The organism is Saprospiraceae bacterium (assembly GCA_016712145.1).
In the GTDB taxonomy this organism is placed as follows: Bacteria; Bacteroidota; Bacteroidia; order Chitinophagales; family Saprospiraceae; genus Vicinibacter.
Window position 1 is genome coordinate 446,485 of sequence record JADJRO010000003.1, and the last position, 14,221, is coordinate 460,705.

Annotated in this window: 11 protein-coding genes; 5 read left to right on the forward strand and 6 right to left on the reverse strand. The window is 36.2% G+C overall.

Annotation, left to right across the window (positions count from 1 at the left end):
• Positions 1-102: 102 nt before the first annotated feature.
• From IPK91_14595 to IPK91_14605, 3 genes are read right to left on the reverse strand one after another with little or no spacing between them, the layout of a single operon-like run.
• Positions 103-993, reverse strand: coding sequence for a TraB/GumN family protein (locus tag IPK91_14595; protein ID MBK8298476.1), 891 nt, complete (start codon positions 991-993; stop codon positions 103-105).
• 51 nt (positions 994-1,044) lie between these two features.
• Positions 1,045-1,500, reverse strand: a complete 456-nt coding sequence (locus tag IPK91_14600) for an RNA methyltransferase (GenBank protein ID MBK8298477.1) — start codon at positions 1,498-1,500, stop codon at positions 1,045-1,047.
• Complete coding sequence (locus tag IPK91_14605) at positions 1,395-1,799, reverse strand: hypothetical protein (GenBank protein ID MBK8298478.1); 405 nt, start codon at positions 1,797-1,799, stop codon at positions 1,395-1,397. The genes IPK91_14600 and IPK91_14605 overlap by 106 nt, the downstream gene beginning before the upstream one ends.
• A gap of 52 nt (positions 1,800-1,851) precedes the next feature.
• On the opposite strand from IPK91_14605, the gene IPK91_14610 reads away from it, so the two are divergent.
• Positions 1,852-5,415 carry a M36 family metallopeptidase gene (locus IPK91_14610; protein ID MBK8298479.1) on the forward strand — a complete coding sequence of 1,188 codons (3,564 nt, stop codon included), beginning with the start codon at positions 1,852-1,854 and terminating at the stop codon, positions 5,413-5,415.
• A gap of 442 nt (positions 5,416-5,857) precedes the next feature.
• Here IPK91_14610 and IPK91_14615 read toward each other — a convergent pair whose 3' ends face one another.
• From IPK91_14615 to IPK91_14625, 3 genes are all read right to left on the reverse strand, one after another.
• Entirely contained in the window at positions 5,858-6,295 is a 438-nt protein-coding gene (locus tag IPK91_14615) for a phosphoheptose isomerase (GenBank protein MBK8298480.1), read from the reverse strand.
• 19 nt (positions 6,296-6,314) lie between these two features.
• Entirely contained in the window at positions 6,315-7,715 is a 1,401-nt protein-coding gene (locus tag IPK91_14620; GenBank protein MBK8298481.1) for a hypothetical protein, read from the reverse strand.
• Positions 7,716-7,837: 122 nt separating this feature from the next.
• On the reverse strand, positions 7,838-8,842 hold the full coding sequence (locus tag IPK91_14625) for an aspartate-semialdehyde dehydrogenase (protein ID MBK8298482.1): 1,005 nt from the start codon (positions 8,840-8,842) through the stop codon (positions 7,838-7,840).
• A gap of 129 nt (positions 8,843-8,971) precedes the next feature.
• On the opposite strand from IPK91_14625, the gene IPK91_14630 reads away from it, so the two are divergent.
• The 4 genes from IPK91_14630 to IPK91_14645 all read left to right on the forward strand — a co-directional run bounded on the left by IPK91_14630 (position 8,972) and on the right by IPK91_14645 (position 14,161).
• Positions 8,972-9,592 carry a hypothetical protein gene (locus tag IPK91_14630; GenBank protein MBK8298483.1) on the forward strand — a complete coding sequence of 207 codons (621 nt, stop codon included), beginning with the start codon at positions 8,972-8,974 and terminating at the stop codon, positions 9,590-9,592.
• A gap of 56 nt (positions 9,593-9,648) precedes the next feature.
• Positions 9,649-11,544 (forward strand): lamin tail domain-containing protein, encoded by a 1,896-nt coding sequence (locus IPK91_14635; protein MBK8298484.1) that lies wholly within the window; start codon positions 9,649-9,651, stop codon positions 11,542-11,544.
• Between the two features lie 445 nt (positions 11,545-11,989).
• The gene (locus tag IPK91_14640) at positions 11,990-12,802 is read left to right on the forward strand and encodes an endonuclease/exonuclease/phosphatase family protein (protein MBK8298485.1); all 813 of its coding nucleotides are present in this window, start codon (positions 11,990-11,992) and stop codon (positions 12,800-12,802) included.
• Positions 12,803-12,970: 168 nt separating this feature from the next.
• The gene (locus IPK91_14645) at positions 12,971-14,161 is read left to right on the forward strand and encodes an aspartyl protease family protein (protein MBK8298486.1); all 1,191 of its coding nucleotides are present in this window, start codon (positions 12,971-12,973) and stop codon (positions 14,159-14,161) included.
• Positions 14,162-14,221 lie beyond the last annotated feature (60 nt).

The following is a 14,221-nucleotide window of genomic DNA, read 5'->3' on the forward strand; positions in this document are numbered from 1 at the left end:
ATGCAGGAGGTTTACTACGCACCAATTAATCTTCCATTCGTACCGCCATTACGAGGGATGTCCACTACGTTCCCATAATCCGTAATTCGTAATCCGTAATTCTTAATTGACTTTCTCCACCCGGTACCCCGCCTTTCTCAATAAATGAATTACACCCCGTTCGCCGGCCAAATGTCCAGCACCAACTGCAAAAAAGCAGGCCGCCTTTTGCATTTCTGTTTCCATTTTAGGAATCCAGTTTAAATTTCTTTTATAAAGTAATAGATCTAAATGATCTGACAAAGGTTCATCTTCTTTAGTAATGGTTTCACCCAATGCTTCTAAATTTTGAGATTTGTATTTTTGATACATTTCTTGCATGACCTGCTCATCTGCTTGTGCAGATTTAAATGAAGCCATTAACATCTTTGCCTGAACTCCATATGGAATATTATCAAAGATGGAAATTTGAAAATCTAAACTTTCCAATCCATCCGTTTCAATTTGATATTTTTTTGCAAGCTCCGCCAATTCAAATTCATAAGATTTTAAACTACCATCCTGTAAACCAAATGGATTTCCCTGACTGCCTACTAAAACACTTAAAAACATGGGTTTCAATCGTTCGAAAAAATTCAAGGGAATTCCCAGGTTATTAAAAAACGTATCAAGTTGTTTATATTCTTCCGGACTAATTAAATCAACGAGGCTGGTATCATTTTTCATAAATAATTTATCCCCCACACCCATTAAATTACCCATATCATTCATGCCATCGATGTCGACTTCCATAAATACTTTTTGAGTCTCTTGCAGACTTTTTTCAAGATTTTTAGGTAGAAAAAATTCTGTTGCAGGAATTAAGTGGATCGTCCCAAATAAATAAGAAGCTTTCTTTAATTCCTTTCCTTCAATTTTCCAAAGCAAACTGTTTTCAAGGGGCTTATAAACATCTTGCGCTTGAAGTGTTTGAAGACCTAGTAAAAGAGAAAGGACATGCAAAAGGTGTTTCATAAACTAAATTGGGTTCTAAAGAATTATAAACACATTTAGTTGGTTTCCGGTTCATTTTCTTTCTTTGGGTTCATTTTGGTTTTGTAACATCCATTCATAGAAAAATATTCCTGCCGCAACCGATACATTGAGCGAAGCGATACTTCCTATCTGTGGGATTTTAGCCAATTCATCGGCTTCATTCAAAACCTCTCTGCTGACTCCCGTCCCTTCAGAACCGAGTACAATTGCTATAGATTTATTTAAATCGAGATCCCTTATATTTTTATCAGCCTTTTCTGAAGCACATAGGATGCTGAGCCCCATTTTTTTAAATTGTTTTAGTGAATGGACTAAATTTTTCTCCCGACATACCGGCAAGCTCAATAGGGCACCGGAGGATGCTTTTATGGATTCTGAATTTACTGGAGCACTGTCTTTTTGAGGGATGATGATCCCATGCAAACCAAATATTTCAGCTGACCGAGCAATTGCTCCAAAATTTCGAACATCTGTAATTCCGTCCACACACAAAGTGCTGGATTTTTTCCATGAAATAAAATATTGTCAACAAGGCTTTGACTTTGATAAAAGGGAATGGCTGAATTTAGTCCTATGACCCCTTGATGGTTGCTGCGACTCAATCGATCCAGTTTTTGCTTGGCTACTTTAAGAATCGGAACCTTGTGTTGATGTGCAAGCTTTAAGAGCTCTTTGGTATCCTCCTTATCAAGGGTTTCTGAAATAAAAATTTTCTGAATCCGTATTTCAGCAGCAAAAGCTTCTCTCAAAGCGTTCTTTCCTAATATTAAATCTTTCTTGTCCATTACACCAATAAAATTATTATTAATTTCGCAAATTCAAATTATTTCCACATTTATGAAAATCAAACTATTTAATTTATTAGTAATCAATGCTTTATATTTTTCAGTAGCACTTAAAGCACAAGTCCAGTCAAAATTAGACCTTGCATTAAGAGCTATTGAACAAAATGCCAAGGTCTGGGGACTGAATCCGGACGATATTTCTGATTTAGCTGTTTCAGATATGTATACCTCAGATCATAATGGTCTGACACATATCTATTTGATTCAACGTTATCAGGGAATTGAAATCCATAATGCGATCACATCTGTCCACATTACCCCAAATGGTAAAATTTATGACAGCCCATCCCGGTTTATTGATCAGATCCGTGCAAAAGTAAACACCACCAAGGCGCGTCTTTCACCTATTGATGCATTGAGTGCTGCAGTTATCCAAATGGACATTCCTAATGCCCTGATTCCATCCAATGTTTCAAGGACCAAAGATGGTAAGATGGAGATTATGAAAACCAACTTTACCAATATTAATATTCCAGTGAAGCAAGTTTATTGTTTGGATCAAAATGGGTCTTTAAGACTTTCCTGGGATTTAACAATGGATTTAACCAGCGGCAGTGATTATTGGTCTGTTCGAGTTGATGCACAAACAGGTAAAATTATTGACAAGCAAAATCTTTCAATCAAATGTAATTCCGATCATCCAGGGCACAGCAAGTGTTTGGATCATCAAAAAGCATTCAATCCGGGATCTGTACCAGTAAAAGAAGCATTGGCCATAATAAATCAGCCAACTCCGGCTGCTCCAAACACATACAACGTAGTGAGTTTACCATCCGAGAGCCCAAAACATGGCAACCGCCAATTAGTAGTTAATCCCGCAAATGCAACCGCATCTCCATTTGGTTGGCATGATACAAATGGTGCAAATGAGGCAGAGTATCAAATTACAAGAGGAAATAACGTGCATGCTTATTTAGATCGAAACGGCGATAATGCTTCTGATGGAGGCGAACCGAATGGTGGAACAGACTTGATTTTTGATTTTCCATTTGACCCAAATACTGAGCCTGGCGCTTATACAAAAGCTGCTACTGTTAATTTGTTTTATCTGAATAATATGATGCACGATGTATTGTACAATTTTGGATATAATGAAGTCGCTGGCAATTTCCAATCAAACAATTATAATAAAGGAGGAGCTGCAAATGACCAAGTACTTGCTGAGGCCCAGGATGGAAGTGGCACAGACAATGCAAATTTTGCAACACCTGCAGATGGAGGAAATCCAAGAATGCAAATGTTTTTATGGTTGTCTTCTGGTGTGGAAACCTATATTTCAAAACCAGATTCTTTAATTGGTGCCTTTGAATCCCGCCGTGCAAGTGGATGGGGTGGTGCTCCGCCCCCAACGAGAGAGGCTGAAGTGGTCATCGCAAATGATCATTCACCGAACCCTACCTTGGCTTGTTCAAAAGGTATGCGTAGAAGTGAAATTCAAGGTAAAATTGTATTGATAGACCGAGGAACCTGTGAATTTGGTGTAAAAGCATTAAATGCACAGGACTCCGGTGCTGTGGCAGTTGTCATTTGTAATTTTGAAGATGCATTTATAACCATGGGTGCAGGTGCTGTTGGAAATCGCGTTACAATTCCTGCTTATTTTACTACAAAAACCATTTGCAATCGTCTCAAACTTCAAGTCAAAAATGGTGGCTTGAGAATTGAAATCAGAGAACCTGGTGCAACTGCTGGACCTGACAGTTTGGATGGTGATTTTGACAATGGAATCATTGCGCATGAATATGGTCATGGTGTATCCAATCGGTTAACAGGGGGTCCTGCAAGAGCAAATTGCTTAAATAATGCAGAGCAAATGGGAGAAGGTTGGAGTGACTTTTTAGCTTTGATTATGACTGCAAAACCAGGGGATGCAGGTCAAAATCCACGTGGAATTGGAACCTATGCGTTAAACCAAGCAACCAATGGACTTGGAATTCGCCGTCGGCCGTATTCTACAGATTTTAGTTATAATGAATTTACTTATAAAAATATTGATGCGGAATCCCATAATTTAGGAGAAGTTTGGACAACCGTTTTATGGGATATGTATTGGGCATTGGCAAATAAATATGGCTACGATCCGGATTTTAAAAACAAAACAGCAGGAAATAATATTGCCATCCAATTGGTAATGGATGGAATGAAATTACAACCCTGTTTACCTGGATTTATCGATGGAAGAAATGCCATCCTTAAAGCAGATACTATAAATAATGCAGCAGCAAATGCTTGTTTGCTTTGGGAAGTTTTTGCTCGTCGGGGATTTGGATTTTTTAGTAAACAAGGCTCCAGTAATTCAGTCGGTGACGAAACAGAAGATTATCTTCCCGCATTAATTTGTATCAATAAATTGTTAGTAAATAAAAGGGCAGGCTACTATAAAGATGCAACCACGTTTATAAAAAATGATGTAGTAAAACCAGGCGACCAATATAGTTATACCCTGGAAATTAATAACTATAAACCGGGTGTTGCAAATAATGTAGTCGTAACCGATAATTTACCCGCAGGCTGTACCTATGTTGCAGGATCTGGAAATCCAGCTCCTGTTGTAAATGGCACCCAATTAGTTTGGACTTATAGTCAATTAAAATCACTGGAATCAAAAACAATAACTTATAAAGTAAAATCAGATCCTGCCATCATGTCAACAACGCTTTGGTATGATGATATGGAAGCAGGCGAAGACAATTGGGATATCGATATTTCAAAGGGAACACAACTTTGGTATCGGGATCTTGATTGGGGAGTAAATCAATCCTATGCCTGGATAGCAGAAGAAAAGGAAGGCGTTTCCAATGATTATTTCCTTTTTACGAAAAATCAGTTCCAACTTAGCGGAGCTGACCCCTCTTTGTATTTCTATCATTTTTTCAATACGGAAAAAGCATTTGATGGTGGGATGATTGAAGTATCTACGGATGGTTTTTTCTGGCTACCAGTTAAACCGGAACAATTTAGTCTTAATGGCTATACCGGATTGATTAATTATGAAACGTTTGTCATTCCAAATTCATCTGCGTTTTCTGGACAGAGCACAGATTTTATTCCAACTGTATTGAGTCTTAAGGATTACGGTACAAATAAAATTCAAATTAGATTTCGATTTGGAAATGATAGTTTAAATGTAAGTCCAAATACAAATACCATTTTAGGTTGGGTTATTGATAATGTAGAATTCATTTATCCTAAATTTTACAATGCTGAAGTTTGTGTCGCAACGGCTGAAGGGGATCTTGTTTGCACTTCCGCTCCAGGAAAGGGAACGTTAGCAGATTCTGATAAAATTATTGGAACCCAATCCGAGAAAACAAAAAGCAGTTTTAAAGTCTATCCAAATCCTGCCAGTAATTATTTTCTATTCAGACAGGATGCAGAAAAATCAATTCATACCTTAATCATCCGATCCGTAAATGGTCAAGAGCTTAAGCGGGTTTCTTTACCTACTGATCTGAGTTTTGTTAAAATCAGTACAGACGATTTACCAAAAGGAATCGTAATTCTGGAAGGAATTGGCAAAGGGAACCATTCTTACTCAAAAATTGTTATTAAATAACATAATAAAATTAAAGGTTAAAAAAGAGCAAAAGCCAGTCAATTGACTGGCTTTTGCTCTTTTTTTCTTTTTGGATCGTTGTTGGGATTCATTAATAATAATACCTAAATAGCCTTAAGTCCTCTTTAGTCCAACGGACTATGCTCCCTTGGCCTATGTGGTCCTATGGCCTATGTTCCTTTAGTCCTATGGTCCTATGGTCTATGGTCCTATGGTCTATGGTCCTATGGTCTATGGTCCTATGGTCCTATGGTCCTATGGTCCTATGGTCCTATGGTCCTATGGTCTATGGTCCTATGGCCTATGGTCCTATGGTCTATGGTCCTATGGCCTATGGTCCTATGGTCTATGGTCTATGGTCTATGGTCCTGTGGTCCTATGGTCTATGGTCCTATGGTCTATGGTCCTTAGTCATTGTGCCTCCTTCGGCTCCCTCATTCAACTATTTCTCAAAAACCTGAACCTTGGTGGTTACTTCCACAAATTCTTTTGTAAATTTTCCTTCATAGCGTGTGGCACGTACTATGTGATTGTCGATCCAGTGATAATTGCCACCACGGGGTTTGTTTAGTAATAAGAAGTGATATTTAAATCCACATTTTAGGAGCCAGTTTTCAGTAATTAATTTATGGGCGTCTGTACGGGAAGTAAAAAACGTAATAATATGTCCTTCCTCATACCATTGATTAATTACTTTAATCGCATCCGGATAAGGTTCAACAGTTACCATGCGTTCTGGTTCTTCATTTGGAATGTCATCGCAAATAGTACCGTCAATGTCCACAAGAAAATTCTTTACATGTTCGGGTAATAATGGCGAAGCCAATTTACCTTCCTGATCAAAATGCTTTTGTAGCTTTAATTCTTTCTTGACATTCATATTTAGAAATAGCCAACTATTATTCTTCTTCTTGGGCAGTCCCTGGATCCAACTCCAAATTGCTTGATTCAGGCGGCGTTTCTTCTGTTTGATCAGGCAGGATATTGGGTTCCTCAGTTTGTATTTCTTTACTTGAAGCTATCGTTTCGGAATCTGGAGGAATTACTTCAGTGGTTTTACTTTCTGCTTTTTGCTTTTTTGGCTTTTTGGCAATTTTAATTTCTTCAGCCGCTTTTTCTAGTTTTTCTTGCAATTCTGCAGGAACATGCTCCTGGGCCTGGTGAATTGAATCAGAAATCTTTGCTTTAATTTTTTCTTTTTCTTCTTCTACTTTTTCTTTACGTTCTGTGCGCTTCTTTTGCTTGTCATCCCGCTTTTTGACTTTTTCAATGATGAGTTCTAATTTTTCTTTAGTTGCTAAAAGTTCTTTTAATTTCTCTTCTTTTGACTTCATACGTTCCTCAATCATTTTGATTTTGGCAACACGTATTTGAGCTTCTAATTGTCCGCTGGTAGTAGCAATCCGTCTGTTTTCAAAATCTATATTTTTCTTTTCGAAATTTATGGATTGTTCAAATTTTTGAATTGCAACCAACAAACCTTCATATCTGCGGATCAGTCGGTCTGCTCCTGAACCTTGTTGATCATTTCCAGATTCTCTTTTTTCTCTTTTTTCACGGATGCTTCTAAAGGATTCATTTAATTTTGAAGAAATAGACTCGCGATGGTCTTTATGAATGGATTGCGTTTTTAGATCAGACTGAATTTTCACCAATTGATCAAACAATGGTTTTAAAAGGGATCCGCTTTCAATTTTCTGTTCTATTTCAGAAAGCGCGTTCATGATTTGATCATAAACTTCCTTAGATTTTGATTTAAATTCTGAAGCTAAACTTTGTTTTAACTTTTTTAATTCATCAAACAGCGCATTGGATTTTTCACGCAATGAATCTGCATGGTCTCGTGAAATATTTTTTTCAAATATATGTTGTTGAATGTTAGACCAGGTTTGTTTAAGTTCTTCCCATAGGGCATGATTAAACGATTCTAATCGTTTAATCTTATCATGCAGGTCTTCTAATTCTGTTTTATAATTTTTATAAAGCTTGTTAGATAATACAATGAAATGCCATTCAATCTGGGCGCGCTGGATCACATCTGATTTCTCAACTTTTAGATCTTCTGGCAAAATGCCATCCGCCATGGTCAATTCTGTAATCCGATGCTCCGCGCTGGTCGGCATATTTAAATCCAATCCTTCCCGCCATTGGCTCATCAGCTTGTTGTAAAACTCCTCCGGGATATCCGCTTCAGGAATACTCCAGATTTCAACTTTGTTTGCTTCAGCATTTAATGAAATGGCCATCAAGACCCTTTCTTCTTTGACATTAACTCCCCAAACCACTAATCTGGTTCTCATGTTCTAGTATTTAATTATTTAAATCTGTTTTCCTCTCAAACAGAGGCATTTGTAAAATGATGATTTCCTATCTATAACGTTTAAATTGTACAAAAATCAATCCAAATATCATTTTTTATAAATTAATTCCTGCCGACCAATTTTTGATCAATGAGATAAGCCGCTATTTGTACGGCATTGGTAGCTGCTCCTTTACGCAAGTTGTCCGCAGTCACCCATATATTGAGCGTGTTAGCCTGTGATTCATCCCGGCGGATTCGACCTACTAATACTTCATTTCTGTTTTTAGCTTGCAAGGGTGTGGGATACTCAAAATTTTCTGGATTATCCATTAAAATGATTCCAGGAGTGGAAGCCAATAAATTTGAAACGGCCCCTAAATCAAATTCATTTTTTAATTGAACATTGATGGATTCAGAATGCCCCCCGTTTACTGGAACGCGCACTGCAGTTGCCGTAATCCGAATTGCAGGATCTCTTAATATTTTACGCGTTTCATGGACCATTTTCATTTCTTCTTTGGTGTAAGCATTCTCTAAAAAAGTGTCGCATTGAGGAATGCAATTTTCGAAAATGGGGTGGTGATAGGCTCTTGGTTCTTCGACCGTTTTTCCATCCCGTTCAGATTCATATTGGCGGACCGCTTTCATGCCGGTGCCAGTAAAAGATTGATAGGTTGAAATCACAAGCCGATCCAAACCATATTTTAAATGAAGTGGATTTAATGCCATCACCATTTGAATGGTTGAACAATTTGGATTTGCAATAATTTTAGTGCCTGCATGGATTGTGTCAGCATTAATTTCCGGAACTACCAACGGACATGTTGGATCCATTCGCCAGGCTGAAGAATTGTCAATCACAAAACATCCAGATTGCGCAAATCGAGGTGCCCATTCCAATGAGGTGGAGCCTCCTGCTGAGAATATGGCAATGTCGGGTTTTGATGTTACTGCATCCTCCATTGAAATGACGGTATGATTATGACCATTCCAGGAAATGATTTTACCAACCGAACGCTCAGAAGCAACAAAACTAATTTTATCATAGGGAAGTTTGGTTTCATTCAATAAATCCAAAACTACTTGTCCTACTAAACCCGTGACGCCAACAACTGCTAAATGCATACGCAAATTTTCACAAAGTTACATGTTAGCTTTTGAGATTGGCGATTCTTTGGATTATTAATAATTTCTTAGGATTTGATATCAATAAAAAAACTTGGATATTTTAATTTTTTTTACCTTAGGGCTACTATGAGAACATATATGACCCTTATATGCCTGTTTGGCATTTCTGGGCTATTCGCCCAATGGAGTGATTCGTTTAGTCAATCACTCGACCCTGCCTGGAAAGGCGATGTCCATAACTTTAAGGTTAATTCCCAAATGCAACTTCAGTTAATGGCCCCATCAGCGGGCAGTTCAGCGCTGTTTCGATCGTTTCAATATGAAGACAGTTTGGTTTGGTCATTCTATATTAAATTGGATTTCAGCCCATCAGCTACTAATAAACTGGCAGTTGTTTTAATTGCCGATCAAATGCCATGGGATTCTTCGAAAGCGTTTTATATTGAAATTGGTGAAAATGGAACCAACGATAACTGGAAATTTTTTTATAAAGATGCTTCGACAAAGCAACTTTTGGGTTCTGGAGAATTGATGCAGCTTGCTTCAGATCCGGCAATGGCCAGGTTTAATATTTCATTATACCAAGATTCTATTTGGAATTTTAAGGTAAATTATACTGGAGAATACCCATTGAATCTTGAACGAACCTTGTTTAAACAAATTCCATTTAAGAAGGACTCCTGTTTTTTGAATTTATTTGTACGTACACAGATTCGCGTAAAGATCGATACTATTTTGATGATGTAAGCATTGTTAAGTTTGCTAAAGATACGCTCACTCCTTTTGTTCAATCCGTTGAGACCTTGGATGAACATCGTTTGGAACTTCAATTTACCGAACCACTAAATATTCAATCTTCGTTTATAAAAATAAATTTTGAAATTGTTCATGTTGGTTTCCCGGATTCAATTTACTCGATGAACTCAAATTCTTGCGTACTGCATTTTAAACAAAATCTAACATTCGATTCCAATTATGTATTGAAGTATAAAAATATATCAGACCTAGATTCAAATATCAATTCAGGATCGATGTTTGAATTTAAAGCGATCTTTTCTGTGCACCCGGAATACCATGATTTAATTATTACCGAAATCATGGCAGACCCTAGTCCGCCGGCAAGTTTGCCTGAACGTGAATACATCGAAATTAAAAACACAAGTCCCAATATACTCAATTTGCAAGATTGCATTTTGTCAGATGGTTCTACTGAAGTTTATTTTGGAAAATGCTCGATCAAACCAGATTCATTTTTAATTCTTTGTGCAGCAAGAGATACAGATTTATTTAAAGGGTATGGATCCGTGTATGGTTTAAATGGATTTCCTTCTATAAATAATGCTGCTGAGGTAGTGCAATTATACAATGCTGATTTTGAATTGATTGATCTTGTGCAATTTGATGACAGTTGGTATGGTTCAGAAATTAAAAAAGAAGGTGGCTATTCATTGGAATTAATGAATGAAGGCGATTTATGTCTGGGTAAATTAAATTGGACAGCCAGCCAGCATTTTAGCGGAGGCAGCCCTGGACGCGAGAATTCAGTTGCTTCTCATGCAACGGTAGATTCAACGTTGCATCTAACCAGTTTACATGCTTTAAGTGAATGGGAAATTAAAGTCAGTTTCAATAAAAATTTAGATTTTAATACCATTTACCATCTTGAATGGTTTAAAATTACGCCCAATCGGTCATTGGCTACTGTGTCTTTTATAGAACAACGAACTAACGAACTGCTGATTTTATTAAATGAACCTTTAGATAAGGGTATCAGCTATACCTTGTACTTTACAGGGATTCAAAATTGCATACAGCAAAAATTTAATTTTAATTCTAAAGCCTTCAATGTGCCTGCAGAACCTGAGATGGGTGATTTGACTTTTTCTGAGGTTCTTTTTAATCCAAACAGTGGCGGACAAGATTTTATTGAAATTTATAACAAGAGCAATCAATCGTTGAAATGTTCCGCACTGATGATTTCGAATCCGCTTACATCCAATACCTGGATGAATTTAAATACAGATCAAGTTATTTTACCAGGAGGATATTTAGCATTTAGTTCCGATCCCGAAAATTTGATAATTCAATATCCTTTTCATGATTCCTTACGAATCGTAAAATCTGATCTTCCATCAATTTCTGATGAAGGAGGTATTTTAATTTTAGCAGTCAGGGATCACAATACGCTTCGAGTTTTAGATAGTTTTCAATTTGATGAATCCTGGCATCATCCCTTTTTAAAGGATCCTGAAGGGGTTTCACTTGAAAAAATTCATTTAGAATTGGCATCTGACAATAAACAGAATTGGCAATCTGCATCCAAAACCTATTTTTTTGCAACGCCAGGAATTAAAAACAGCCAATGGCAAGATAGTTTAAAAAATTCTGAGCAATTTATTCCAAGTTTGTCATCGATTTGGATAAGTCCGAATGGTGATAATTTAATGGATTTCCTTGAAATTAAATTTCATCTGCCTAAATCCGGATTTAATTCAAGAATTGAGGTATTTGACCTTTCTGGGTATCGGGTCAAAAAGTTGGAAAGTCAAATTCTCGCAACAGATGATTTTGTAATTTGGAATGGTGATTCTGATCAAGGAACCCGATTGGCCAGGGGGAATTATATAATTCGGATGGAATTACTTCATCCAGATGGAGACATACTCCAATTTAAGAACAGAATTATTGTAGATTATTAAATGCAAGTATAAAAAATTGGAATCTGATGTAACAGTTGAAAACTCAAATTAAGCATAAGATAGGATTAAGTTATACCCTTGCTTTAATCTGTTTAAATGGATCGTTGATTCGATCATTGCAGGAAAAGGAGTTCTAAGAAGGCTTTTTGACTGGGCAACAATTTTAAAAACGTTGAAATTTTGACTTAAAATGAAGCTTTTATAGGATAATAGACCAACCCTTATGAGTTTTTAGAGCTTCCTTATAAATTGTAAAGTGCAATCATTAATTTTGTACATAGGATCAATAGAAATCAAATTTATTAAAACACTAAGCATATACATACCAGAAAAAATTCAGTGGATCTTGATTGCAATGATCTTGGGAATTTCCATATTGTTTATATTTCCACCAGCCTTTCTGTTAATTTATAGGTTTTCCGATTATGCAATTCATTGGATGCTCTTGTGCCTGTTAATTGGCATCGTGTCATTGTTTATTGGAAATGAAAAGTTTTTATACAGTTGTTTTTTCTCTTCGGGAATCCTTGCTTTTTTTCTGATGAATTCTTTCAATACGGATTTGAGACTGGTTAGTTTAAATAATCCGGCCTCAATTAGTTTGTTATTTGTGAATCTGACATTTACAAACGATGACATTAATTCTTCTCTTCAGTCTATTTATAATATGGATCCGGATATTCTCGTATTGGAGGAGTTATCGCCGGATAATATAGAAAAACTACAATCAACACGAGCCAGATATCCTTATCAAACCATGTTGCCACGTATTGATCCTTTGGGAAAGGCCGTGTTGTCAAAATTTCCTTTTTATGAAGAATCCAGTTTTGGAATATTTGGAAATCCAATTTTGAGCCTTGGATTGACGAACCAATTGAATGATAGTTTTAAAATATTTGTTTCAAATTCATTGCCAATGGAAACATCCAATTCATTTAGCAGAATGAATGAATTTTTAGATTCTTTGAGTGTTAAAATCAAAAAAGATTTTCCAAATGTGATACTTTCCGCCAATTTTAATTTGGTTCCCTGGTCGCGTGACTTGCGTAATTTTAAGATAAAAACAGGATTGATGGCCAGCCGGAGGGATAATAATGAAGGAATTTCGAATACCAGAACGCTCAGTATATTAAATACTCCAAATAATGAAATATTTTATACCAGGAGTCTGGAATGTTCCTATTTCAAAGTGCTTCTAGATAGCGAGGGAAATGAATTAGGTTTGTATGGAAGGTATCAAAAAAGAGTCGCTTTTTAATTGGGGAATGCTCTAAAGATCCTTAATATTTCGATAAGCAATTTTTAAATTCCTCATTTACATGGTAAATTAGGAGTTTTGAAAAATGCAGGCTTTCCCGTAGTCGTTTTAAGAGTTCCACATAAGCGGATTTGTTGTATTTTTAATTTCAAATTGCTTTTAGAGCATATGGCCTTACGATCTAATAGTATATGTAATCGTTTGTTTTTACTTTTATTACTTATCCATTTGTTTGGAGTAAGTATAGCAAATTCGCGGGAAAACGAGCAACTAGCTGGCCGAAGTATCCGTTTGCCATTTAAATATGTTCAGTCATTTATAATCGTTGAATTGAAATTAGAAAACCTGATTCCGGTTAATCTGATATTTGATACCGGAGCTGAACACACAATCTTGTTTGAAAAAAAATGGACGGATTTGTTTCCAAATGTATATCAAAGAGAAATTAGAGTTATTGGTTCCGATCTGCAGCAAGAGATTCCTGCCTATGTTACCAGTCCATTGGGACTGTCTTTTGGAGACCAATATTCAATTAATACTCCACTAATAGTTTTAAAGGAGAAGATCAATGACATTTCGCAAGTGATTGGTGAACCAGTTCATGGGATTCTAAGTGCCGCCATTTTTAATTCCTACCAAATAGAAATAAATTACAAGCTCCGATTGATCATGTTGCATCCGAGTTCAAAAAAAATAAGTGCTTCCTTTACTGCAGTTCCAATTCAGATCTATAAAAACAAGCCTTACCTTAGTACAAGAATTTGTATTTCTGATACGCTTTCTCACTCATTAAATTTATTGTTAGATACCGGTGCAAGTTTGTCATTAATGATGTATTCAGATTCTACAGGGAACCTGCAATTGCCAGATAAAATGATTCCGGGTTATTTAGGAAGTGGTCTTGGAGGTGTTTTAAATGGATATGTCGGTAAAATCAATTTACTTCAATTTGATACGTTTAAAATACAACAAGTGATAACCCATTTTTTAAAAATTCAAACGAGTATTGGACGAACGGAAAGTCAAAGTAAAGCAGGTTTAATTGGGAATCATATTCTGGATAAGTTTCAACTTATTTTTGATTACAAAAGTGAAAAATTGTATCTAAAAACAACAAAGAGTTACAAAAAGAAAATAGATTATGATAAATCCGGAATGATCGTAATTTCTGGTGGATTGGATTTAAATTCCTTTTATATTGCGCATATATTACAAGGAACACCTTCGGCAAATGCAGGCCTTATGGAAAATGATCAAATTTCAAAAATTAATTCATGGCCGACATCTTTCTATTCATTGTCAAAGATTAATCGGTTGTTACAACAGAAAGCTGGAAAAAAAATAAAATTGGTAGTTTGAAGAAATGGTCAAAAACTTAAATTTGAATTTTACTTAAAGCCCTTGATTTAAATACGCTTA